The sequence below is a fragment of the Arthrobacter sp. Y3223151 genome (assembly GCF_059091125.1).
Window position 1 is genome coordinate 291639 of the sequence record NZ_JBNHGI010000001.1, and the last position, 22270, is coordinate 313908.

A 22270-nucleotide genomic window follows, 5' to 3' on the forward strand; every position below is an offset into this window, starting at 1 on the left:
TTTGCTGTAGGCTTCGACTCAGGAGACGGGCCTGTCTGTCTCCACCACGCAGAAAGCGCCCTCCCGCCACAGGAAGAAGCGCTGCATTTTCCCTTGAAAGGGACACCGATGGATCCCGTGAACGAACCCAACACGCTGCCCCTGTCCATTGCGGAGCTGGACTCCACGATCTATACCGGGCGGCCACCAGAAGCAGGCGCACTCCCCGAAGGACAGGTCCAGTCGGTTTCCGATCTGACCCCCGGGCAGAAGAAAGCACTGGAAGCAGTTACGGTCCGCGCGGGACAAGTCGAGGCGGCGGAATGGGCGCTCGACCAGGCGAAGGTCGTCTTCCAGGAGCAGACAACCGCCGCACTGGCCTCCGGTGTGCCTGCAGAGCTGGTTGCCGCGGCCGCCGGAACATGTGCCTCCGCCCTCCCGGCACCGACCGGCGGGGCTGGCGCGAACTCCCAGGACTTAGTGGCCATCGGGTGACCCCGCGGTGCCGCACGGTCGGCCTCAAAGGCGGCACTGCTGAGCCACGACGTCGACGGCCCTGCAACCTCAAACGGGGCGGTCAGCCCCTACCCCCGGAAGATCGAAGCGCCGGCGTCGAGATGACACTGCCGGCTCTGGTCAGCCGGATCGGTTTCGCGGGCTGAGGGATACCAAAATCGCGGCGGCCACCTCGCCAACCGGGCGTCCCGGAGTCGCCCCGCGGAGTGCTGGAACGATCCGTTTTGCGGGTTGCCGCACCCTCTTCCCGGCGAAGGGTATCGAGGGTAGGCCATCCTGAGAATACTGGTCCCATGAGCCTCTTTCGGACCAAATCAATCGAGCAGTCCATCGCGGATATGACGGAGCCGGGGCGCGAGCTGAAACGCACGCTCAGCACCTTCGACCTGATGGTCCTCGGTGTGGCAGTCGCCGTCGGGGCCGGCATCTTTTCCGTCGGTGCGAAGGCCGCCGGCAGCTACGCCGGCCCGGCCGTGACGGTGTCCTTCGTGTTGGCGGCCATCACCTGCGCGCTGGCCATCATGTGCTACGCCGAGTTCGCGTCGGCCATTCCCGTGGCCGGCAGCGCCTACACCTATACCTACGCAACCCTGGGCGAACTGCTGGCCTGGATCATCGGCTGGGACCTGATTCTGGAGCTGTTCACGGCAGGGGCCGTCATCGCGAAATATTGGGGGATCTATCTCAGCAACGTCTTCCTGCTCTTTGACGTCAATGTCCCGACCACGGTGAATGTCCTCGGCCTGGAGCTTACCTGGGGCCCGCTGCTGATCGTTGCCGTCTTCACGACCCTGCTGGTCCTTGGCACCGAGCTGTCGGCCCGGGTGAACAACGTGTTCACCATCATCAAGGTTGCCATTGTCCTGTTCGTGATCGTCGTCGGCTTCACGTACGTACGGGCAGAAAACTACACACCGTTCGTGCCGGATCCGGTCGCCACCGCGAGCGCCGGGGGGAACGTCTGGACGCAGTCGCTCTTCTCCTTCCTCAGCGGTGCCGAGCCCCAGCAGTACGGCGTGGTGGGCATCCTGGCGGGTGCGGCACTGGTTTTCTTCGCCTTCATTGGATTCGACGTCGTGGCTACGAGCGCGGAAGAGGTGCGCAACCCGCAAAAGACGCTGCCGCGGGGTATTTTCGGCGGCCTGGCGATCGTGACCGTGCTGTACATCCTGGTCACCCTGGCCCTGACGGGCATGGTCTCCTACCGGGAGCTGGCGGAAGCCGATGAGGCCTCGCTGGCCACGGCGTTCATAGGAGTCGGGGCGGACTGGGCCGCGCAGGTCATTTCGGTCGGCATCCTGATCGGGCTTACCACCGTCATCATGGTCCTGTTGATGGGCCTCGCCCGGGTTGCCTTCGCGATGAGCCGTGACGGCCTGCTGCCGCGATGGCTCAGCCACACAACGGAGCACCAAAAAACCCCGGCGCGCGTGCAAATCCTGGCCGGGGCCCTGGTTGCCTTAGTGGCGGGGTTCACCAACGTGGACGTTCTGGAAGAAATGATCAACATCGGCACCCTCTCAGCCTTCGTGCTGGTGAGCATCGGCATCGTCGTGCTCAGGAGGAAGCGGTCGGATCTGCCCCGCGCCTACCGTGTCCCGGGCTCGCCCGTGGTGCCGATCCTCTCCGCTGTGCTGTGCTTCTGGCTGATGCTGAACCTGACCACGCTCACCTGGGTGCGCTTCGCTGTCTGGCTGCTTATCGGCTTCGCCATCTACTTCCTCTACGGCCGCCAGCATTCGCGGCTGAACCATCCGGAACTCATAGCACTCGAACACCAGCGCGAGGAGCACCGCCGGCTGGAGCACGAGCAGCGTGTCCGCGACCGAAAGGACCACCGGCACAACCCGGAGCCCTAGCTCCGGGCCCCCGGCCTATGGGTCGGCCGCTCCCGCCGTCCGGGACCCCGGGTGTTTTCGTCTATGTGCCCCACCCGGACACGCCGTGGCTATGATGCGAGGAGTCCAGGGTTTCGGAGAATGGAGCAACACATGCAACTCGGCGCTTTTTCGCTCAGCCTCGCAGTGAAGGACCTTGCGGCTTCTGCCGCGTTCTACGAGAAGCTCGGGTTCAGCAAGCACGGCGGTGACATCACGCAGAACTGGCTGATCCTGAAGAACGGTGAGGCCGTCATCGGACTCTTCCAGGGCATGTTCGACAAGAACGCCTTGACCTTCAACCCGGGCTGGAATCAAGACGCCCAGGCCCTTGACTCATTCGCAGACGTGCGCGACCTCCAGCGGCAATTGAAAGCGGAGGGCGTGGAATTCCTGTCGGAAGCAGACGAGGCAACGACCGGTCCTGCCAGCTTCGTTCTGCAGGACCCGGACGGCAACCCGGTCATCGTCGACCAGCACGTCTGATTCCCGAGACGAGCAGGCGACGTCGGCGCCCGCCCGGGCACCGACGTCGTCCGTCGCTTTGCTAGCTGCTGGCTTCGCCGGTGCGGGAACCGAGCTGCTCGTCCAGGCGCAGCAGGCCGGGCCCGTCGTCGTTGACCAGCTTGACCCGGCCGATGATTTCACCGACCGTGGCTTCTTCCTCCAACTGCTCGTCGACGAACCAGTTGAGCAGCGGAATGGAGTCGATGTCGCCCTCCTGCTGGGCGAGCCGGTACAGGTCGCGGATCGACTCGGAGACCTTCTTCTCGTGTGCCAGCGAGGCTTCGAACGCCTGCAGTACGGTCTCGGCGAAAATTGTCGGAGCCGTGATCGCCTGGATCTTCGGGTGGGCGCCGCGGTCCATCATGTGCTCGATGAACTTGTTCGCGTGGACCACTTCTTCCTCGGCCTGGGCGCGGAACCAGCCGGCGATCCCGGGCAGGTCGATGGCATCCATTTCGATGGCGAGCTGGCGGTAGACCACGGAGGCCTGGAGTTCCAGCGTGACCTGGTCGTTAAACGCTTCTGCGAGTTTTCCTGTGAGTCCCATGGCTCCAGATTAGGCGCCGCTTTGTATCCCCGCCAGCAAGGTAAGGCAAGCCAAGATTAGGAAAGCCTGTGCTATCCGTTCCCCGGGCTGTCGGTGGCGTTCAGCGGCACGCCGGGCTTCGCCAGCCCTTCAATCACGACGGCGCCGGGCAGCTTGAGCAGCTCCTCCGGCTTGAGCAGCAGTTTGCTGGACCGGTTCCCGCCGCCCATCACCACGCGTTCCCGGCCGATCACGGCGGCGTCGATGTAAACGGGCTGGCCGGAGGTTCCGACGGCGGTCACTCCCCCGATCTCCATGCCGGTCACGGCTTTGGTGGTCTCCGCATCGGCAAAGGACGCGCGCTTCACGCCCAGCAGTTCCCGGACCTTCTTGTTCACGTCCAGCCGGGCTGTCCCCAGCACCACGCATACCGCGTATTTGGCCGGTTCCACCTTCTTCGACGCCACCAGAATAGTGTTGGCCGACTGCTCCAGGGTGAAGCCGTAGTGTGCGCAAAACGCCGCCGTGTCCGCCAGGTCCGGGTCGCAGGCGAGGACTTCGCAGGTGAGGCCGTGCCCGGCGAGCGCAGCCTCGACGGCGGGCAGGAGTTTGGCTGTGCTCACTGCGCCCCGGTTGCCTCAACGGTCTTGGTCACTGCGGCCAGGATGGCTTCGCCGAGCTCGGCCGGTTTGGTGAACTGCGGCCAGTGCCCCGTGGGCAGGTGCACGTACTCCACGTCCCGGATTCTGGCCAGTTCGACCACCTGGAGTGCGCCGGCGTCGATCCAGCCCTGCAGCTGTTCGGGCGTGAACTCGCAGGTGATCACCGTGACCGGCACGTTGAAGCGCCGTTCGTCGGACAGGTGCTGCGGATCGGAGGCGACGCCCCTCGGCTGCGGAATGGCCCGGGCACGGAACGCGGCGCGGAGCCCCTCGTCGAGGTCCGCCAGGTCTTCTTCCTCGAAGAGGCTCCAGTCCGGCAACGGCACGTCGTCGCCTTCGACCGGCAGCTCGTCATTGATCACGCCGCCTTCGCCGAGCGGGCCGCTGTCCACGTAGACGGCGCGGGCGATCCTGTCCGGGCGCTGGTCTACCACGCCGTGGATGATGGCCCCGCCGCCGGAGTGGCCCACGAGGACCACCGGCCCGTCCACGCCGTCCACGGCCTTGACGGTCGCGTCGATGTGGTCGCGCAGGCCGATCCCCGCCCGCGGCGCATCCGGTGCTTCCAGCCCGGGCAGCGTCAACGGGCGGACCCGGTGCCCGGCGGCGGCCAACGGCGGGGTTACCTCCGCCCACGAGGATGCGTCCAACCAGAATCCGGGTACCAGGATGATGTCCATGTCAGGTGACTCTAGTGCCCGACCGTGACCCGGAACACCCTTCGGACACAATTCAGGACAACGACGGTCCCTGAGGCGGCTCCGGAGGAGAACAACGGCGGGCCCACCTGGCAGAAGAGCCATAGGCTGGCTTCGGATAGCTTATTGGGCCGGCAGGAGGACCGCATGGGAATCATGAACGACCTGCTGGGGCCGGCCGCAGTCGAGCAACTGCGCACTTCCCTGGCCGGAACCGGTGACCAATCTGCGTGGCCGGCGCTGAGGGAAGCGCGAGATCGGCTCGACCCGCTGCCCCTGCGGGCGCGCGCCGACTTGCTGGCGGAAGCGCTCCTCGTCGACCTGGCTGCCGGCTACGAACCGGCCGCCGCCCTGATCCGCGCGGCGCTGGACGACGGCGCCTTCACCGGCTGGATGCTCTGGCCGGTGGGTGAGGCGGCCGTGACCCGCGCCTTGGAAGACGGGAGCCAGCGGGCCTTCGACGACGCGATGGCACTGCTCGCGGAACTGACTCCGCGGATGACGAGCGAGTTCGCCATCCGCCGGTTGTTGATCCGAGACCTGGACCGGGCGCTGGGAATCATCCGGGACTGGACGGCCCACCCGGATGAACAGGTGCGGCGGCTGGCCAGCGAAGGGACGCGGCCGTACCTGCCGTGGGCCGTCCGGGTACCCGGCATCGTCGCCCGGCCGGCGGCCACCTTGCCGATCCTCGACGAGCTGTTCCAGGACGAGAGCGAAGCCGTCCGCCGCTCGGTGGCCAACCACCTGAACGATGTCTCGCGGCATGCCCCGGACGACGTGGTGGCGACCGCGGCCCGATGGAACGCCGCGCCGGACGCCCACACCGCCCGGGTGGTGCGGCACGGGCTGCGCACCCTGGTGAAGAAGGCCCACCCCGGCGCCCTCGCAGCGCTGGGTTTCACCTCCAACGCCCTCTCGGTGGCCGGCCCGCAACTCGACCAGGACACTGTCCACCTGCCCGGGGAGCTCGGCTTCGCCGTCGAAATCCGCAATGAAGCGGACGCCCCGGCCCGTGTGGCGGTGGACTACGTGGTCCATTACGTCAAGGCCAACGGTTCGCTGGCTCCCAAGGTCTTCAAGCTGGCGGTCGCCGACCTCGCCCCGGGCGAGGCCCGGCAGTTCCGCAAAGCGCACGCCTTCCGCCAGATGACCACGCGCGTGCATTACCCCGGACGGCACCTCGTCCAGGTGCAGGCCAACGGAACGCTGTCGCCCGAGGCGGGCTTCGACGTCGTGCTCTGACACAGGCACCGCCCGCAAACGATTGGAATTCGCTCTCGGCATGGTGCGCCCGCATCTACCGGTTTGGGCCGGTAGCATCCGGTAATCTTGCTGCAACCTTTGTCCGGGGTGCCGGCCCTGACGGCACACCCGGAGGCTCCGACCCGTCCCACGAGGAAAAGTGCATGAAGTTTGACTTGCCCTTGCCGCAAAGCACGTGCAGCGCGGCGCGCATCCGTCCATGCGGACTCATCCAGCAGACAGGACTCCTATGAACCCGTTGGCCGAGCAGGAACGCAAGCTCCAGGTTTCGCACCACGACGCTGAAGACATCGGCGCGCTGGCAGCCGACATCGTCGCCGGCCTCGTCCAAGAGCTACCCGGGGCCGTCATCGGGCTGGCCACCGGGTCATCGCCGCTGCCGCTGTATCAGTCCCTGGCGCGGCGCCGCCTGGATCTGTCCGGCGTCCGCTGGTTCGCGCTGGACGAATACGTGGGACTTCCGGCCGGGCACCCGGAGAGCTACGCGCAGGTGATTGACCGGGAAGTGATCCGGCCGCTGGGGCTCGACCGGGCGTCGGTCCTGCTGCCGGACGCCGACCGGGCCGACGTGGATCGGGCCGCTGCGGACTATGAAGCGGCCATCGCGTCGGCGGGCGGAATCGACCTGCAGATCCTGGGCATCGGCCACAACGGCCACCTTGCCTTTAACGAGCCCGGCTCGGCCCTGGACTCCCGGACCCGGGTCGAGGAGCTGACGATGACGACGCGCCGGGCTAATGCCCGGTTCTTCCCGTCGCTCGACGACGTCCCCACCCGCTGCATCACGCAGGGCCTGGGCACCATCCTGGATGCCAGGCGGCTGCTGTTGTTGGTGCAGGGCCGGGACAAGACCGACATCCTTCACCGCGCGCTGACCGGGCCCATCGACCCCGACTGCCCGGCCTCGGTGCTCCAGCTGCACCCGGACGTCACCGTCCTCACCGATGTCGCGGCAGGCTCCCGGTTTCCCGCCGAATAGGCCTGGATTCCGCCATGACACGCCACCGCGCCGGCAGCACCAACGGCTCCCCCGTCCCGTTCCGCGAGGTTGCTCCCCTGCCGGGCGGCCGGATAATCCTTCGGGGCAGAATCCACGCCGCCGAGGGTGAACTGCGGGACGGAGCCGTTGCGGTGTCCGGCGCGGAGATCAGCTACGTCGGTCCGGCGGAGGCCCTGCCGCCCGGCGAGGCGGACACCGTCGTCGACGTCCCCGCCGGCCAGCGGGTGATCCCCGGGTTGGTCGACCTGCACTGCCACGGTGCCTTCGGCGTCGATTTCCCCACCGCCGACGAAGCGGACGCGCGCCGCGCGGCGGCCCGCATCCATGCTGCGGGCACCACCACGCTGCTGGCGAGCCTGGTGACCGCGCCGCCCCGGGATCTGCTCGGCGGACTCGACGTCCTCGCGCGGATCGCCGCCGACGGCGAGATAGCCGGCATCCACGTGGAGGGGCCGTTCCTGTCACCCGCACGGTGCGGTGCCCAGGACCCGCGGTGGTTGCTGGAACCGGACCTCGGCTTGGCACGGGAGCTGCTCACGGGCGGCCGCGGCTTCCTGCGGACCATGACGTATGCGCCGGAACTGCCCGGCGCCGAGGGGCTCGTGGAGCTGCTGGCCAGCCACGGCGTGGTCCCCTCGCTGGGCCACACCGCGGCGGAGACCGCGGTCGCGGCCGGCTCCCTGCGCCAGGCACGGACCGCCCTCGCCCGGCGGTTCGGCGAGGCATCGGCGGTGCCCACGGTGACCCACCTGTTCAACGGAATGGAGCCGCTGCACCACCGATCCCCCGGCGCCGTGAGCGCCTGCCTCCGGGCCGCCCGGGCCGGCGAGGCGGTCGTGGAACTCATCGCTGACAATATCCACCTGCACCCCGACCTCGTCGCGACCATGTTCGAACTGCTGGGCGCCGACAACATCGCCTTGGTCACCGATTCGATGGCGGCGGCCGGACTATCCGACGGCGTGTACTCCCTGGGACCGGCGGAGGTGCGGGTGCACTCGGGAGTGGCCCGCCTGGCCTCCGGAGCCATCGCCGGAGGAAGGGCCGGCATGATGGACGTGTTGCGGAACGCCGTCGAGGCCGGAGTGCCCTTCGACCAGGCCCTCCGGTCGGCCACCGTGGTCCCGGCCCGGACCATTGGCCTGGCCGGCAGCGTCGGCACCCTGGCGCACGGCACGTTGGCCGACCTCGTAATCATCGATGAAGCCCTGGCGGTCACCGGCGTCATGCGCCGGGGCCGGTGGCTGGACCGTCACTGAGCGCGGGCCCGACCGGCGGGGATGGAATACCAGCCCGCCGGCCACGTTGTGACTGGTATGCAGCCTGCCTCCCTTCCGGTCTCCATCCTGGACCGCGCCAACGCCCGCGAGGGCACCTCGGCGTCGGCGGCCCTGGGCGCCACCATTCGCCGGGCACGGCATGCCGAGCAGCTGGGTTACCACCGCTTCTGGGTGGCCGAGCACCACGGCGTGCCGGGGATCGCCGGTTCGGCTCCGACGGTGCTGATGGCCGCGGTGGCATCGCAGACCGAACGCATCCGCGTCGGCTCCGGCGGAGTGATGCTGCCCAACCACCAACCGCTGGTGGTGGCCGAACAGGCCGCCACCCTGCAGGCGCTTTTTCCCGGCCGGATCGACCTCGGGATAGGACGCTCCGTAGGATTCACGCCGGCGGTACGCTCGGCGCTGCGGCAGGAGAAGGACGCCGCGGACCGCTTCGGCGAGGACCTGGCAGAACTGATGGCCTATCTCGACGGCAGCGCCGCCGTCACCGCCCGCCCGTCCGACGGCGGTGCGACGCCGCTTTTCGTGTTGGCTACCGGCAAGGGAGTGGACCTCGCCGCCAGGACCGGCCTCGCCGTCGTGGTGGGCGGTCCTGCCTTTACCGGCGGCAATCCGGAACCGGCCCGCGGGGTTCTGGGGCGCTACCGGAAGAATTTTAGGCCCTCCCCCTCTTGCCCCGAGCCATATGTGATCGCCTCCGCCACCGTGGCCGTTGCCGAAACCGCCGACGAGGCGCGGGACCTGCTGCTGCCCGAGGCGTGGGCAATGGCGCTGTCCCGCACCCGCGGGGAGTTCCCGCCCCTCGCGCCCGCCGACTCCATCCGGTCGGCTCCGATGACCTCCCGGCAGGAGCGCCTGGTGGCCGAGTCCCTGGCCGCCTCGGTGCACGGAACCGCGGAGCAGGTGGGCCGGCGGCTCGGACGCCTGCTGGAGGTGACCGGCGCCAACGAACTCATGGTCACCACCAACACCTTCGACACGGCCGCGCTGGCCGACACGGACCGGCGGCTTGCCGCGCTCTTCGGCCTCGGCTGACAGCTCAGGTGAACCATCGCAGCTGCGGCGGATGTGGTTTACGCTACGGTCACGGATGCGACTTCCGCGCGGACGACGTCGAGGAACTTCTGGAAGCCCGGTTCTTCCACTGGAAAATGTCCGCATCCCTCGAGCTCAACCAGTCGATGGTTCCCGGCAAGCCGGCTCAGGTACCGGCTGCTGATCCCCGTGGGGGTCCACCGATCCTCGCCCGGATGGACCAGCAGGACGGGCGGTCCGCCATATGACTCCGGCGGAACTGCTGGGCCAGCCTCCAGGAACGACCGGAACCAACCCAGCGGCATGGAACCTCCCCCACCGCGCGAATCGCGCAAAACCTGGGCGGATAGTTCGGGGTCGTTGGAAATCTTCCGCATCGGGGCGAGCCACCGCAGCGGAAGAGGTATCCGCTGAACCGGCCCGCTGATGGTTTTGAGGAAGGGCGCCGCGAGACGGGCCATCCATGGGGCACGCACGACGGCCGATCGAACGTCAGGGTCGGTGGCGTCGAGGAGGCACGTCACGATCACCCGGTCACCCCTGCCGCTCACAGCAGCCGCATCCAGCGCCAGCATGCCGCCCATACTGGCGCCCAGGAGCAGCAGCGGCCTCTGGTCGGCGATCCGCACCGCAAGGTCCGCCAGAAGCCGCTGCCAATCCTGGTACGAGATGCGCGCGCTTCCGCGGGGACGCGTACGTCCATAGCCCGGAAGGTCAACGAGCGTGACGAGGGCTCCCAGTTGCGACAGATGCGCGGCAAAAGGCCACATGGCCGCAGCGTTTCCTCCTGCACCGTGCACCAGAAGCATCCGCACCGGCGCTTCAGGGGACCCGACGTGTTCAATATGTACGTCCCACCCGCGCCAGGCCCAGGTTTCAGCGCGGCGTTCCACCGATGGGTCGAAAGGACGGACGTAGGGTTCGTACCTGCGATCCGTCGCTGTGAAAGTCACGCATTCATCCTTCCCGAAATTGCACACCCGGCCCGGACGAGAAAGGTTCACCGGCGGGAGAGCGGTCAGAGGCTGGCGAGGAGTTCCTCCATTTCCTGGATCTCGCCTTCCTGGTCTTCGATGAAGGTCTGTGCCATTTCCTTGGCCTGCGGGTTGGAGCCCTGCTCGACTTCCTGCTCGGCCATCTTCACGGCACCTTCATGGTGGGCGATCATCTGGGTCAAAAACAACCTGGCAGCCTCGGGGCCCTGCGCGGACGCCAGCCGTGCCAGGTCCTCCTCCGACATCATTCCTTCCATGGCACCCATGCCGGCTTCCCCGGATTCTGCGCCGTGCATGTCGTGGCCTTCCATGCCGCCGGCGGCCGCGTCCGAAGGCATACCGGCCGGCTCTCCCCAGGCTTCAAGCATGGCGGCCATCCGGTCGATTTCCGGGCCCTGTGCTTCCTTGATGCGGGTCGCCAGCTCGGTGATCCGCGCGTCCAGGCCTTCCTTGGACAACATGGTCTCGCTCATCTCCACTGCCTGCTGATGATGCGGGATCATCATCTGCGCGAACATCGTGTCGGCGTCGTTGTGCTCGGTGCCGGTTTCCGCGCCGGCCTGAGGCGCCGTCCCCGTGGTCGCGGCGGTCGGCGCAGGGGCGGTTTGGCCGCCGGAGTCTCCGGTTGCACAGCCGGCGAGCGCGAGGACGACGGCGAGGGCGGCAGCGGACAGGGTCAGGTCATGCTTCATGATTTTGTTCCTTCGAAATAGCTTGCTCGTGCGGGTGTGGCTCCGCACTGCTACTGGATTCGTTCCGGGTCCAGGTCAATCCGCCGCAGCAACTGGGCGTTGAGGGCGACCACGATGGTAGAAACGGACATCAGGATCGCCGCAATGGCCGGGGAGATGGCGACCCCGGCGAAGGCAAGCACACCGGCGGCCAGCGGCACGGCGATGATGTTATAGCCGGTGGCCCAGATCAGGTTCTGAACCATCTTCCGGTAGCTGGCCCGGGACAGGTCGATCATCGACAGCACGGACCGGGGGTCGTTGCCCGCCAACACGACGCCGGCAGATTCCATCGCCACGTCGGTGCCGGCTCCGATGGCGATGCCGACTTCGGAGCGGGCCAGGGCTGGCGAGTCGTTGACGCCGTCGCCGACCATCGCCACTTTCAGGCCGCGTTGCTGCAGTTCGGTGACCTTCTTGTCCTTGTCCTGCGGCAGGACCTCGGCGAAGACCTCGTCGATGCCCAGGTCGCGGCCCACGGAGTTGGCGACCTGGCGGGCGTCCCCGGTGATCATGGCGACCTTGAGCCCGCGCTCCTGCAAGGCCCTGACCGCCGCCCGCGACTCAGGGCGGACCTTGTCTTCCAGGGCCAGCGCCCCAATAATCTTGCCGTCGCGGACCACATGCAGCACACCGGCGCCCCGATCCATCCAGGCCGAGGTTTCTTGGGCTATCTCCGCCGCCTCGGCCAGGTTCAACTCCCGGAGCATGTTCGGCCCGCCCACGGAGATGTCGGCCCCGTTAACCACGGCGCGCACGCCCCGGCCGGTGCTGGAGGTGAAGTTGCGTCCGGTCAGGCCCAGTCGTGCCGCCTCGGAATGCTCGGCGGCAGCCCGGACGATCGCGCGGGCGACGGGGTGTTCGCTGTCGGATTCGGCGGCGCCAGCCAGGGCCAGCAGCTCGCCTTCGGTCACACCCTCGACTGCGGCGACGGCCGTGACCGCGTGTTCGCCTTCGGTCAGCGTGCCGGTCTTGTCGAACAAGACGACGTCGATGGTGCGCATCCGCTCTAGGGCGATGCGGTTCTTGATCAGGACGCCGGAGCGCGCGGCGCGTTCGGTGGAGATAGCGATGACCAGCGGGATGGCCAGGCCCAGCGCATGGGGGCAGGCGATGACCAGGACGGTCACGGTGCGGACGACGGCCTCATCGGGACTTCCGAGCAGCAGCCAGGCCCCGAAGGTGATGATGCCGGCCACCAGCGCGAAGTAGAACAGCAGGGCCGCAGCCCGGTCGGCCAGGGCCTGGGCCCGGGACGATGATGCCTGGGCCTCGGCCACGAGGCGCTGGATGCCCGCCAGCGCCGTGTCGGAGCCCACGGCAGTAATCCGCACCCGCACCGAGTTGTCCGTGGCGACCGTACCGGCGACCACCGTATCGCCGGCCGCCCGGGCGACGGCTTTGGATTCCCCGGTGATCATCGATTCGTCGAACTCGGCGCCGCCGTCGATGATCTGCCCGTCTGCCGGCACGCGGGCGCCGGAGCGCACCAGCACGATATCGCCGGTGGCGAGGGACCCGACCGGCACGGTTCGGACACTTCCATCGCTGTTGACCACGTCCGCCTCATCCGGCAGCAGGGCGGCCAGCGCGTCGAGTGCTCCCTGCGCGGAGCCCAGTGCACGCATTTCCATCCAGTGGCCCAACAGCATGATCACGATCAGCAGCGCCAGTTCCCACCAGAAGTCCAGGTCGAACCCGCCGATGCCGAGCGTCGTGATCCACGAGGCGGCAAAGGCAACCGTGATGGCCATTCCAATCAGCAGCATCATGCCCGGCTGCCGGGACCGCAGTTCCTTCACCGCCCCCTTCAGGAAGGGGGTGCCGCCGTAGAAGAAAATAATGGTGCCAAGTACCGGCGGGATCCACGCCGCCCCGGGAAACTCCGGGATGGTGTAGCCCAGGAGCATGGCGAACATCGGGCTGAAGAAGATTACTGGGACCGACAGGACCAAAGACAGCCAGAACTTGTTCTTGAACATCGCCGTACTGTGCCCGGCGTGCTGGCCATGCGTATGGACGGCATGTTCTTCGTCCACCGCCGAATGGACGGGTCCGTCCGGCATGGCCTGCCCGTGCGATTCGTGGTCGGTCACCGTCGGGCCCTGGCCCGGATGGCGGTGCTCAGGGCCAGGGCTTTGGGTCTGCTGGCCGGAATTGTAGAGGTGCTGCGAATGCTCGCTTTTCATGACTCTTCTTTCGCGGGCGCCCCTGCCTTTGGAAGCGGGGCGGCCCTTAGCGGGGAACCTGATCTTCAGGAGGCAATAAGTTCGTAGCCGGCGTCGGCTATGGCCGACCGGACGGCGGACTCGCTGACCGGCGATACGGCCAGAAGGGTGACAGTGGAAATGCCGCCGGGCACGAGGGCGACCTTCACATCGCTCACGTCGTCGAGAGCACCAAGTGCATCCGTAACGCTGGAGGCGCAGTGTCCGCAGGTCATGCCGGCAACCCGGTACTCTGCCTGAACGGCCGACAACATTGACGAAGCCTTCGGCTCGCGGCGCTCGGTTCGTTTTCCGGAGGCGCCGGTCGGGGCGCAGCAGGTGCATCCTTGTGCGGACTTGGCGGTCAGGGACAGTTCCCGCTCGAGGGATTCGGCCATGGTGTTCTCCTCACACATCGTGGTGCTGGCTGCGGGAAGTGGGAACGCCAGACCAGGGGAATGACGCTCCGCCGCCGAAGCCGGTGAGGACCTTCACTGCGTTGAAGCCTTGGCGGGCTCGTGACGCTTGTTCCGGTGAGTCTGAACTTATACCCCCGGGGGGTATAAGTCAAGGGGCGGGCAGGGGCTGGGGATGCTGCTGCGGCGGTGGCCACAGTCCCAGCGTAGGGGCTACGGTGCTGCCGTCGCCGTTCCAGTCGGCGATCTCCACCGCTCGCGCTGCTCCCCATCCGGCCGAAACGTAGGAGCGCTTGTTCAAGTCCCTCCCCTTGGCTGACGGATATAGGTAGAGCTTGCCTGCGGAGTCCACGGCTGCAACATCGCCGGACTTGGCCTTGGCCGGGGCGACGGCGGCCGGCAGTGCCTTCAAGTCGTTGGCGATCAGCTTCGGCATGTCATAGGTGTAGTGCGTGACACCCGGGAGGATGGTCATCTTCGTGTTGGTGAACCCGAGGCTCTTGTATTTTTTCTCAGCGCTCTTGGCGCTGCCCAGGGCTGACCAGGTTTTCAAGCTGGTGCCGCCGCGTCCGTCGCGACTGCCGCAGATCCAGTGCAGCTTCATCTTCTTCACCGCCGCGGGAGCGGCTGTCTCCATGCCCGTGTATCCGCCGCCGCCGACGATGGTGGCCCCGCCGCCCTTCATCCAATCCTGTCGGTCTGCGAGGAGTTCATAGGTGATGAACTCGGCTCCGCCGGAGTAGCCGTGGAACCAGATGCGGCGGGCATCGAGCTTGTATTTGACGATCAGTGTTCCGGCCAGGGCCCGGAAGTAGTCACCGTTGCGGTCGGCATCCTCCCACCAGGTGATGCCGCCTTTCTTGTCCGGGGTGATGACGGGAACCATGATCATGTTCTTCTTGGCCGCCTCGGCCGCCATCTTCTTCATGATGGACCCGTTGGGGTGGTGGACGTACGACTGCGCTGGGTAGGAGTAGTCGCCGTGGAAGACGAATAGGACGCCGACCGGCTTCTTCGTATCGATGCCGTTGGTGTAGACATGGTATTTGCTGCTGACACCGTTGGGAGCGGTGTAGGTCTGGTAGGTCGCGTTTCGCGGTGCCGTGGCCTGGGCCGGAGTGCTGACAACCAGGGCTGACGCGAGCATGGTCGTCCCTAGGACTGCTCCCAGGAGCGCGCGGATGAGGGCCTTCATCAAGCTGGTTCCGTTCATAGTGCTGCCGCACTGCGCGAATGCGGCACGGGCGCTAAGGGATGCAATCGGACGTAAAGGCTCATCCGTAAGGGATCTGGGAAAACCGCGCCAGTTCCCCCCTCGAAGTAGGGGTGCCAAATCGTGGGACGGGAGCCGCATTTGCCTTCGGACAGGAACAGCCGGTTCCTGAATGCGGGGAGGACTCATATGTCGCTGGCGGTTTGGGACGCCGCAGGAATCAAGGGTCTTCCGCGGGCAGCGGTTGTGCTGGTCATGGCTCTGGGAGGAGCGGGCAGTTGGGCGGCAACGATCGCCGTCAGGGACAAGCCGAAGCCCACCACCTGCCACGGACCCAGCACCTGCCCCAGCAGCAGCGCCCCCAAGGCCGCGGCTACCAGCGGGGACAGCAGGCCCAGCACCGCCACCGCGGCAACCGGGATGCGTCCGATGCCCCAGAACCAGATCACGTAAGCAGCGAGCCCGCCGACAGTCCCCAGCCACGCATAGCCAGCAACCGCCGGGAGGTCCAGGTGTGGCGGGATGCCTTCCAGCAACAACGTCACCGGCAGCAGGAACAGGCCGCCGGCAGTCAGCTGCCAGCCTGCCAGCGCAACAGGCCCAACCCCCGGAGGCCGGCCCCATCGCTTGGTGAGAGTGACGCCGGCAGCCATTGCGGCCGCACTGGCCAGTCCGGCTGCGACTCCGGTGGCATCCAGCACCGCGGTGGAGCGGAGAACTACGAGGGAGACGCCGGCCAGACCGATGAAGCCCCAGCCCAGCCGCCAGCCCGACAAGCGCTCCCGGAGCACGATCACGGCGAGCAGGGCAACGATCAGCGGCTGGGTCGCCCCGAGGGCGGAGGCCACCCCGCCTGGCAGCCGGTAGGCGGCCGCGAACAGCAACGGGAAGAACGCCCCGATGTTCAACATGCCCAGCACCACCGCCTTCCACCACCACCCTCCCCTCGGCAGCCGGCGGGTGAAAACCAGCCCGATGATCCCGGCGGGCAGTGCCCGGATCATCGCGGAGAACAACGGGTAGCCCTCCGGCAACAGCTCGGAGGTCACCACATAGGTGGTCCCCCAGGCAAGTGGCGCGATGGCAGTAAGCAGGATGACGGCGGCGCCGGCCATGCTTCCCCCTAACGGATGTGCTTGAGCTGCTGCCGCAGGCCGGCCTGTCGCCGCACGGCGGACCGACAGGAAGGAATGCTTCACCCCGTTCGAGAGGCTATTCATCCGCATCGCGTGCTCCGGACCCGTTTGTCGTGTCAACTGACGGATTTGGAGCGTCCCATCTTGGAGCTACTCAAGGAGTGAGATATCTAAGTGCTTAGGTATAATAGCTAAGCACTTAGATATTTGCAATGGTCTCTTCGACGTTCGGGAGTTGATGTACAGACCGGCCATCTGTTCAACGCCATCTGGCCCGGCGCGGCATCAGCCGTTCCCGAGCATCTGAATGGGTTTGAACCGGCACATGAAAACCAGATTCATCAGCACATAATAGGTTGGAGCGTATGAACGACCATTTGGAATCGATCCTGGGCCAGTGGGCTGCCGAACGTCCCGACCTGGATGTTTCTCCCATGGCGGTGATCGGTCGCCTTTCACGCATCTCCAGAATGATCGACACCAGGCTCGCACGCACCTTCGCTGATCACGGGCTGGACTCCGCATCGTTTGACGTTCTTGCAACCCTTCGGAGGTCCGGAGCCCCCTACACGCTGAGCCCTAGTGAATTGACCAGCAGTGCCATGGTTACCTCTGCCGCCATCGCCCAGAGACTAAACCGGCTTGAAGAAAAGGGTCTGGTCACCCGCTCAAAAAACGAAGCGGACGGCCGGGGCAAACAGGTCACACTAACATCCAGGGGTCTCGTCCTTATCGAGCAGGCACTACCAGACCACGTCCGAACCGAGCACGATTTGCTTAGCTCACTCAGCAAAGCCGAGAGAGACTCCCTGGCCTCGCTCCTGGCGAAGCTCGAATCGGGCTTCAGCTAGCGGGACCCCCGTCACTGCTTGAAGAGCGTTCGTCGAAGATGCGGCTCGACGTCAACAGTGCCGAACTCAACAGGATCTAGCCTCACACCTTGCTTCATGCCGACCAGGGATACAGCCGGCTCTCTTTTCCAAGGAACACGAGCAAGATGACGAGACGCTCAGGCCCGTCCCTTCAGGATCAGGTGCCAGTAGACCTGCGGGAGGATCCGCCGGTCCATTACCCACTGCCAGCGCCGTTCCTTTGCCATCCTGAGGACCGGATAGCTCGGTTGAGGGCGGTATTGGTCATCGAACTCGGCAAAGAACGCGGTGCGGCGGCTCAGCGTGAACGGGCAGACTGAGTAGCCGTTGTAACGCGCGCCAGGCGCGCGCCCGGCCAGGACAGCGGTGAGGTTCTTCGCCAGTACCGTGGTCTGCTTGCGGAGCGCCCCGCCGGACTTGGAGTTCCGTGTTCCGGCGGCGTCGCCGAGGGACCAGATATTGGGAAATCGCGGATGGCGCAGAATCTCTGGATCCACCTCGACAAAGCCGCCACTGCTCCCCCGCGGCGGCAGTGAAGTGGCTTTCAACCAGTCCGGCGCCGACTGCGGCGGAACCGCGTGCAGCAGGTCGTACCGGACCTCCCGGTCCCCCGAGGAGCCGTGCAGCACCAGTGTCTGTGCCTCAGGATTAACCGAGGCTACGGTGGTGGAGGTCCACAGCGTGATCCCGTACTCGCTGATCTTGCGCTCCAGCTCCCGGTCCACCTCCGGCATCCCGAAGACGGTAGGCGTGGGCACCACCAAGTGCACATTTATGTCCTGCAGCACGCCCTGTCCGCGCCAGTAGTCGCAGGCCATGTAGGCAATTTTTTGGGCGGCACCTGCGCACTTTGCGGGCCCGGGCGGCTGAGTGAATACGGCGGGGCCGGAGCGCAGCCCTCGCACAAGGTCCCAGGTCTTGGGAACCAGCTCGGCGTCGTAATTGGACGAGCCGTGCGGCGAGGCCATCGCCTCGGCCAGCCCGGGAACGTCGTCCCAGTCCAACTGCAGGCCCGGACAGACCACCAAGTGCTCGTAACCAACGCGATCGCCTCCGGCCAGGACGACGACGTTCTCCTCCGGCCGCACGTCGGCCGCCTCCCCGCGGATCCAGTCAACCCCCTTCGGCATGACATCCGTTTGGGCGCGGACTGCTTCGGCCATCCGTGCAGCTCCGGCTCCTATGTGGGAGAACAGCGGTTGGAAGTAGTGCTGGTCCCGAGGTTCGATGATGGCGATGTCCTCAACGTTCTGCCGGCGAAGCCGCGCGGACAGCGAGATTCCCGCATTGCCGCCTCCAACAACCACTATCTGATGGTGCTTGTCCATGTTTCGGCCTTCCGTCGATGGCGGCCGCGCCCCCGCCGCTGCCGCATCCGCCCAGTCCACAGCGCCCAGGGCCGTCCGTCAAGGCGCGAGCGAGCCGGGACCGGGTCCTGAACGTCTGCCTTGATCTCCAAAACAGCGGTCCGCGCAGGATGGGGCCGTGCCGTTACGGCGGCGGATCCGCGACCAGCCGCGGGTCCTGGAACCGCCGTTGGGCCGGCGGTTCTGGCGGTAGCGGGCCGGTGACGGCATATGCGCGGGGTCGCGATTGGCGGCTGCGAGCACCAGCGCGACCGGCGCGTCCGCGGTTTCTGCGCCCTGATTTGGCGGCATGACGACGAGAGCGAACGTTGGCCTCGAGGCCCTTATCACTGCCAAGGCGTGTGTGGAAAGTGTGTATCTTGCTAGCCGGAACCACAGAAGACCCGCATCTTCAGTGGAGCTTAGGGGAATCGAACCCCTGACCTTTTCATTGCGAACGAAACGCTCTACCAACTGAGCTAAAGCCCCGGATGCGCGTGTTACCCGCGCAATCACACGTGTGTAAGGGTAGCGCATCGACCCGCGTGCATACCAAATGAATCCAAAGCTTTTTGATGTACCGTCCGCGTCGTGCTCGGACTACTACTTCTCCTGCAGAACGGACAGCACGTTCCCGGATGGATCCTTGAACCATGCGATGTAGGGGCCTTCTTCGCGGAAGATGCCCTTGTCGTCCTGGGCAAAACCCTCATAACGCTCGAACCGCACTCCCTGCGAGGCCAGTCCGGTCACGGCCGTTTCGATGTCATCCACTTGAAAGTTGAGGATCGTGAAGCTGGCTGGAACGGAGTCCGGCTGTTCATAAACAAGCGTGTCCCGGCCGCCGGCCAGATGCAGCCACATCAGGCCATACTCCTCGGACGTTTTCAGGCCAAGAGTGTCGCGGTAAAAGCGTTGCGCCTCCTGTAGATCATGAACGGCGATACCGCTGTAGGCCTTGCTGTTGGTGAGCTTCATGGCAACCCCTCCCGGGTCGACCCAACCGTGAATGTGCAGGGCTTGTCCCCACGTTTCCGGCCGTGGCGCTTGGCCGGTGGTGATCCATCACAGCGCAGGTTCCTGCTCAACAGTGTTGCAGGCGCGGGGAACCTTGGGGAAGACGTGAGCCCACTCAAGCCCCGGCAGTCGCTACCTCTCTGGAGTAAAACGCTACAGCCGACTGCGAGCCCTGCGTCGATTCTCCGAGGCATGGGGGAAAATGAATACTCTTCATTTTACCAATACCGGATAAGAAACTGTTGGGGGATCAATGGTCACACCCTTGGGCGCAGCCCTTTCAAGCGCATGGATAGGCATGACGAGCACAATCGTCGGGAAAACTGCCGTCGCTGCCGTCGCCGCTGCCGGGATAGCAGCCGGAAGCCTCGCCGTCGTTGGAGCCGTGAATCATGATCAAGGCTCGGTCGTGCGCGTCGTTGACGGCGATACGTTGGTCATCAACTACAACTTCCGGGAAGAAACGGTACGGCTCCTCAACGTCGATACTCCTGAGACCAAAGATCCCAGCCAGCCGGTTGAATGTTTGGGACACGAGGCGACACAGAATCTTGAACAGCTCGCTCCGCCCGGCACGAAGGTCCGCCTCGACTTCGACGTCGAGCGTCACGACCGGTATGGCCGCACGTTGGCAGCAGTCTTCGTCGGCGACTCCCTGGTAAACGCAGAGATTGCCAGACGGGGCTTAGGGCACGCTGTCTACTACGAGCCCAACCGGAAGTACCTGAGCCAGGTGCAAGAGGCTCAGTCGGAAGCAGCGGGAACAGAGCAGGGCATGTATGACCCGTCGATCGGTTGCACCATTCCCGGACAAGTCCAAGAGGCAATTGAACAGGTAGAGGCGACAGCCGCAGGCAATCCGGCCGACACTTCGTCCGCGACAGCCGAGGCAGTAACTGCCTTGGCCTTGACCATCGCAGCAGCAAAGGCGATGGACTCCACGCTCCACACTGCTTCTCACACGGCAGATGCCGTGCTGTGGGCGGCTCTATCGAGTGCTGACCGGAAGCAACTCAGCAGCCAGTTGTCGGACGCCATAAAAGCCGGCGAAGCGAAACATCAACAACTGTCGGTCCAACGCGACAAGCTCAAGGTTGCCGAGGACAAGGCAGCCGCCGAGAAGAAAGCGGCCGAGGAAAAGCGGAAGGCGGAAGCGAAGGCCAAGGCGAAACGGATTGCGGCTGAAAAGAAGGCGGCCAAGGAACGCGCTCAAGCGGAACGGGCGGCGGCCGAGCAAGCGGCAGCACAGGCCGCTGCCGCGGCTGAGGCGGCCCGGCAGGCCGAAATCACCAGGCAAGCGCAAATTGCCGAAGCAGAACGGCAGTGGCGCCAACAACAGCAACAGGCTCCTGCCCCCGCACCTCCGGCTTCCAATCCCTACCCTGGCTACACCGGACCCCGATGCTATGCACCCGGCGGCCGTTCGTGGACGCCCTGCCCTTAGCCCTTAGCCCTTAGCCCTTCACGGCACCAACCAGCAAGACCCCTGGCGGTCCGCATCCGGACTGGCAGGGGTCTTCAGCTGTGTGAACAACAAGGTCCGGGCTTCGCGGGCCCGCAAACACTGCTCCGGCTTCGTGGGCCTGAACTGTGTACCTCAACGGACTAACAGCTTGTGGCTTCGCCCGATCTGATAAGTATCAGAGCACCTTGCAGACAATCCGTGCAAGCGCTGGGCTTACAATTGATCAGACTGTTCAAGCAGTCGCACAGCGTTCGACAGGAAGTGGTCATTTTGCAGCAACTCGATGCGACCGACCGGCGGATCCTGCTGGCGCTGGATGAGGACCCGCGCATTCCGGTGATGATGCTGGCCCAGCGGCTCGGCCTGGCCCGCGGCACCGTCCACTCGCGGCTTGAGCGCCTGGCTGCCTCGGGTTGCCTGCGCACGCACTCGGCCCGGGTGCTGCCGGAAGCGCTAAATCGCGGGGTGATGGCCATGGTGAGTGCGGAACTGGACCAGAGCAAGCTCAACGATGCCGTGGAAGCGCTCCGGAAGATTCCGGAAGTGCTGGAATGCCACGCCCCGGCGGGCGATACGGACTTGCTGATCCGGGTGGTGGCCAGCAGCCCGGACGATCTGTATCGGGTGAGCGAGGAGATCCGTTTCTGCCCCGGCATCACCCGCACCTCCACGCAGATGTTCCTGCGCGAGGTGATTCCCTACCGCACCACGGGCCTGTTGAAGCAGGACTGACCGTTCGGAGCCAGCGTCGGCACCGCCGCACCGGTGCAAAAGAGCCGGTGGCTGGGAAGGCCGGCCCGGGGGCAAACCGCTAGAAGAAGAAGTGCGCCAGCACACCGATCACCCAGACGGCCCCGGCGGTAAACGCGCAGCCGAGCTCCACCAGCATGCCCAGGCCCACGGCCTTGAGCGCCGCCCAGCTGGCCCCGACCGCCTGGCCCAAGTCCCGCCGTCGTGCGTATTCGCTGAGCAGGAGCCCGGCGGCAAACCCGATGAACAGCCCGACGACGGGGATCACGAACATCCCGACCACACCCACCAGCACGCCCGCCAGGATTGACCAGTTGGGCACCTGCCGTTGTTTCAGCCGGCGCCCGGTGAGTACCAGGCTGGCCAGCATGCCGGCGGCGACGAACACCATCCCGATCGCGAAGACCACCCAACCCAAAGTGCTCTGCAGCACTATGGCCCAGACGAGCAGGCTGATGCCGATGGTGATGGTGCCGGGCAGCACGGGGACGACGATGCCGGCAATGCCGACGGCGATGAGCAGACCGCAGAAGACGGTCGCGAGTATCTGGGCTTCCACCCACCCAGCCTACTGGGGCGCGCCGGGCGGATCCTGGCAGGCCTGTCCAGTCGAGGGTGGTATGCGGGCAGTATTCACAGGACCTGCTGCGGGCGGCGCCTGCGCGGCTGGCTGGGCGTGTCACTAAAACGTGGCGCGCACCTCGTTTCCCCTTCGATCCCCGTTCATTCGCACGGGCAACAGTTGAGGGGCCGGCCACCTCCAACGGCCGGCC

General features: G+C 66.0%; 22 protein-coding genes and 1 tRNA gene. 10 read left to right on the forward strand and 13 right to left on the reverse strand.

Annotated elements, in window-relative coordinates; genetic code table 11:
- The first annotated feature begins 117 nt into the window (after nt 1-117).
- From AC5RUP_RS01410 to AC5RUP_RS01420, 3 genes are all read left to right on the forward strand, one after another.
- The gene (locus tag AC5RUP_RS01410; RefSeq protein WP_494153380.1) at nt 118-474 is read left to right on the forward strand and encodes a hypothetical protein; all 357 of its coding nucleotides are present in this window, start codon (nt 118-120) and stop codon (nt 472-474) included.
- A 314-nt stretch (nt 475-788) separates the two neighbouring features.
- Entirely contained in the window at nt 789-2354 is a 1566-nt protein-coding gene (locus AC5RUP_RS01415) for an amino acid permease (RefSeq protein ID WP_494153379.1), read from the forward strand.
- Nucleotides 2355-2486: 132 nt separating this feature from the next.
- Nucleotides 2487-2858 (forward strand): VOC family protein, encoded by a 372-nt coding sequence (locus AC5RUP_RS01420; RefSeq protein ID WP_494153378.1) that lies wholly within the window; start codon nt 2487-2489, stop codon nt 2856-2858.
- 61 nt (nt 2859-2919) lie between these two features.
- Here the strand turns inward: AC5RUP_RS01420 and AC5RUP_RS01425 are convergent, their stop codons facing one another.
- From AC5RUP_RS01425 to AC5RUP_RS01435, 3 genes are all read right to left on the reverse strand, one after another.
- The gene (locus AC5RUP_RS01425; protein ID WP_494000945.1) at nt 2920-3426 is read right to left on the reverse strand and encodes a ferritin; all 507 of its coding nucleotides are present in this window, start codon (nt 3424-3426) and stop codon (nt 2920-2922) included.
- A gap of 71 nt (nt 3427-3497) precedes the next feature.
- On the reverse strand, nt 3498-4028 hold the full coding sequence (locus tag AC5RUP_RS01430) for a YbaK/EbsC family protein (RefSeq protein ID WP_494153377.1): 531 nt from the start codon (nt 4026-4028) through the stop codon (nt 3498-3500).
- On the reverse strand, nt 4025-4747 hold the full coding sequence (locus AC5RUP_RS01435; protein ID WP_494153376.1) for an alpha/beta fold hydrolase: 723 nt from the start codon (nt 4745-4747) through the stop codon (nt 4025-4027). Before AC5RUP_RS01435 ends, AC5RUP_RS01430 begins: the two co-directional genes overlap by 4 nt.
- A gap of 165 nt (nt 4748-4912) precedes the next feature.
- Here AC5RUP_RS01435 and AC5RUP_RS01440 point away from each other — a divergent pair, with 165 nt between their 5' ends.
- From AC5RUP_RS01440 to AC5RUP_RS01455, 4 genes are all read left to right on the forward strand, one after another.
- The gene (locus AC5RUP_RS01440) at nt 4913-6010 is read left to right on the forward strand and encodes a DNA alkylation repair protein (RefSeq protein WP_494153375.1); all 1098 of its coding nucleotides are present in this window, start codon (nt 4913-4915) and stop codon (nt 6008-6010) included.
- 250 nt (nt 6011-6260) lie between these two features.
- Entirely contained in the window at nt 6261-7010 is a 750-nt protein-coding gene (locus tag AC5RUP_RS01445) for a glucosamine-6-phosphate deaminase (protein WP_494153374.1), read from the forward strand.
- Nucleotides 7011-7024: 14 nt separating this feature from the next.
- On the forward strand, nt 7025-8290 hold the full coding sequence (locus tag AC5RUP_RS01450; RefSeq protein ID WP_494158221.1) for an N-acetylglucosamine-6-phosphate deacetylase: 1266 nt from the start codon (nt 7025-7027) through the stop codon (nt 8288-8290).
- Between the two features lie 57 nt (nt 8291-8347).
- Entirely contained in the window at nt 8348-9349 is a 1002-nt protein-coding gene (locus tag AC5RUP_RS01455) for an LLM class flavin-dependent oxidoreductase (protein WP_494153574.1), read from the forward strand.
- A 38-nt stretch (nt 9350-9387) separates the two neighbouring features.
- On the opposite strand, the gene AC5RUP_RS01460 is transcribed toward AC5RUP_RS01455, so the two are convergent.
- The 6 genes from AC5RUP_RS01460 to AC5RUP_RS01485 all read right to left on the reverse strand — a co-directional run bounded on the left by AC5RUP_RS01460 (nt 9388) and on the right by AC5RUP_RS01485 (nt 16026).
- Nucleotides 9388-10158, reverse strand: a complete 771-nt coding sequence (locus tag AC5RUP_RS01460; protein WP_494153579.1) for an alpha/beta hydrolase — start codon at nt 10156-10158, stop codon at nt 9388-9390.
- Between the two features lie 209 nt (nt 10159-10367).
- On the reverse strand, nt 10368-11036 hold the full coding sequence (locus AC5RUP_RS01465) for a DUF305 domain-containing protein (RefSeq protein ID WP_494153575.1): 669 nt from the start codon (nt 11034-11036) through the stop codon (nt 10368-10370).
- Nucleotides 11037-11086: 50 nt separating this feature from the next.
- On the reverse strand, nt 11087-13264 hold the full coding sequence (locus AC5RUP_RS01470; protein ID WP_494153576.1) for a heavy metal translocating P-type ATPase: 2178 nt from the start codon (nt 13262-13264) through the stop codon (nt 11087-11089).
- A 65-nt stretch (nt 13265-13329) separates the two neighbouring features.
- The gene (locus AC5RUP_RS01475; RefSeq protein ID WP_494149744.1) at nt 13330-13680 is read right to left on the reverse strand and encodes a heavy-metal-associated domain-containing protein; all 351 of its coding nucleotides are present in this window, start codon (nt 13678-13680) and stop codon (nt 13330-13332) included.
- Between the two features lie 169 nt (nt 13681-13849).
- Entirely contained in the window at nt 13850-14893 is a 1044-nt protein-coding gene (locus AC5RUP_RS01480) for an alpha/beta hydrolase family protein (RefSeq protein WP_494153577.1), read from the reverse strand.
- Nucleotides 14894-15096: 203 nt separating this feature from the next.
- Entirely contained in the window at nt 15097-16026 is a 930-nt protein-coding gene (locus AC5RUP_RS01485; protein ID WP_494149742.1) for an EamA family transporter, read from the reverse strand.
- Nucleotides 16027-16412: 386 nt separating this feature from the next.
- On the opposite strand from AC5RUP_RS01485, the gene AC5RUP_RS01490 reads away from it, so the two are divergent.
- The gene (locus tag AC5RUP_RS01490; protein WP_494149741.1) at nt 16413-16898 is read left to right on the forward strand and encodes a MarR family winged helix-turn-helix transcriptional regulator; all 486 of its coding nucleotides are present in this window, start codon (nt 16413-16415) and stop codon (nt 16896-16898) included.
- A 158-nt stretch (nt 16899-17056) separates the two neighbouring features.
- Here the strand turns inward: AC5RUP_RS01490 and AC5RUP_RS01495 are convergent, their stop codons facing one another.
- From AC5RUP_RS01495 to AC5RUP_RS01505, 3 genes are all read right to left on the reverse strand, one after another.
- A complete protein-coding gene (locus AC5RUP_RS01495) occupies nt 17057-18247 on the reverse strand; it encodes an NAD(P)/FAD-dependent oxidoreductase (protein ID WP_494149740.1) in 1191 nt (396 codons plus the stop codon).
- Between the two features lie 434 nt (nt 18248-18681).
- A tRNA-Ala gene (locus tag AC5RUP_RS01500) sits at nt 18682-18754 on the reverse strand.
- A 114-nt stretch (nt 18755-18868) separates the two neighbouring features.
- A complete protein-coding gene (locus AC5RUP_RS01505) occupies nt 18869-19243 on the reverse strand; it encodes a VOC family protein (protein WP_494065185.1) in 375 nt (124 codons plus the stop codon).
- Between the two features lie 337 nt (nt 19244-19580).
- On the opposite strand from AC5RUP_RS01505, the gene AC5RUP_RS01510 reads away from it, so the two are divergent.
- Together AC5RUP_RS01510 and AC5RUP_RS01515 are read left to right on the forward strand one after the other, a co-directional pair.
- Complete coding sequence (locus AC5RUP_RS01510; protein WP_494149739.1) at nt 19581-20726, forward strand: thermonuclease family protein; 1146 nt, start codon at nt 19581-19583, stop codon at nt 20724-20726.
- A gap of 291 nt (nt 20727-21017) precedes the next feature.
- On the forward strand, nt 21018-21479 hold the full coding sequence (locus AC5RUP_RS01515; RefSeq protein ID WP_493989860.1) for an Lrp/AsnC family transcriptional regulator: 462 nt from the start codon (nt 21018-21020) through the stop codon (nt 21477-21479).
- Between the two features lie 79 nt (nt 21480-21558).
- Here AC5RUP_RS01515 and AC5RUP_RS01520 read toward each other — a convergent pair whose 3' ends face one another.
- On the reverse strand, nt 21559-22056 hold the full coding sequence (locus AC5RUP_RS01520; protein ID WP_494065187.1) for a DUF456 domain-containing protein: 498 nt from the start codon (nt 22054-22056) through the stop codon (nt 21559-21561).
- Between the last annotated feature and the right edge of the window lie 214 nt (nt 22057-22270).

Bases quoted from the DNA above. Each gene is read 5' to 3' on its own strand.
- AC5RUP_RS01470 (WP_494153576.1), bottom strand. From the start codon at position 13,264: ATGAAAAGCGAGCATTCGCAGCACCTCTACAATTCCGGCCAGCAGACC.
- AC5RUP_RS01495 (WP_494149740.1), bottom strand. From the start codon at position 18,247: ATGGACAAGCACCATCAGATAGTGGTTGTTGGAGGCGGCAATGCGGGA.
- AC5RUP_RS01425 (WP_494000945.1), bottom strand. From the start codon at position 3,426: ATGGGACTCACAGGAAAACTCGCAGAAGCGTTTAACGACCAGGTCACG.
- AC5RUP_RS01465 (WP_494153575.1), bottom strand. From the start codon at position 11,036: ATGAAGCATGACCTGACCCTGTCCGCTGCCGCCCTCGCCGTCGTCCTC.
- AC5RUP_RS01490 (WP_494149741.1), top strand. From the start codon at position 16,413: ATGAACGACCATTTGGAATCGATCCTGGGCCAGTGGGCTGCCGAACGT.
- AC5RUP_RS01510 (WP_494149739.1), top strand. From the start codon at position 19,581: ATGACGAGCACAATCGTCGGGAAAACTGCCGTCGCTGCCGTCGCCGCT.
- AC5RUP_RS01480 (WP_494153577.1), bottom strand. From the start codon at position 14,893: ATGAAGGCCCTCATCCGCGCGCTCCTGGGAGCAGTCCTAGGGACGACC.
- AC5RUP_RS01505 (WP_494065185.1), bottom strand. From the start codon at position 19,243: ATGAAGCTCACCAACAGCAAGGCCTACAGCGGTATCGCCGTTCATGAT.
- AC5RUP_RS01435 (WP_494153376.1), bottom strand. From the start codon at position 4,747: ATGGACATCATCCTGGTACCCGGATTCTGGTTGGACGCATCCTCGTGG.
- AC5RUP_RS01445 (WP_494153374.1), top strand. From the start codon at position 6,261: ATGAACCCGTTGGCCGAGCAGGAACGCAAGCTCCAGGTTTCGCACCAC.
- AC5RUP_RS01455 (WP_494153574.1), top strand. From the start codon at position 8,348: ATGCAGCCTGCCTCCCTTCCGGTCTCCATCCTGGACCGCGCCAACGCC.
- AC5RUP_RS01415 (WP_494153379.1), top strand. From the start codon at position 789: ATGAGCCTCTTTCGGACCAAATCAATCGAGCAGTCCATCGCGGATATG.
- AC5RUP_RS01460 (WP_494153579.1), bottom strand. From the start codon at position 10,158: ATGCTTCTGGTGCACGGTGCAGGAGGAAACGCTGCGGCCATGTGGCCT.
- AC5RUP_RS01450 (WP_494158221.1), top strand. From the start codon at position 7,025: ATGACACGCCACCGCGCCGGCAGCACCAACGGCTCCCCCGTCCCGTTC.
- AC5RUP_RS01485 (WP_494149742.1), bottom strand. From the start codon at position 16,026: ATGGCCGGCGCCGCCGTCATCCTGCTTACTGCCATCGCGCCACTTGCC.
- AC5RUP_RS01420 (WP_494153378.1), top strand. From the start codon at position 2,487: ATGCAACTCGGCGCTTTTTCGCTCAGCCTCGCAGTGAAGGACCTTGCG.
- AC5RUP_RS01440 (WP_494153375.1), top strand. From the start codon at position 4,913: ATGGGAATCATGAACGACCTGCTGGGGCCGGCCGCAGTCGAGCAACTG.
- AC5RUP_RS01475 (WP_494149744.1), bottom strand. From the start codon at position 13,680: ATGGCCGAATCCCTCGAGCGGGAACTGTCCCTGACCGCCAAGTCCGCA.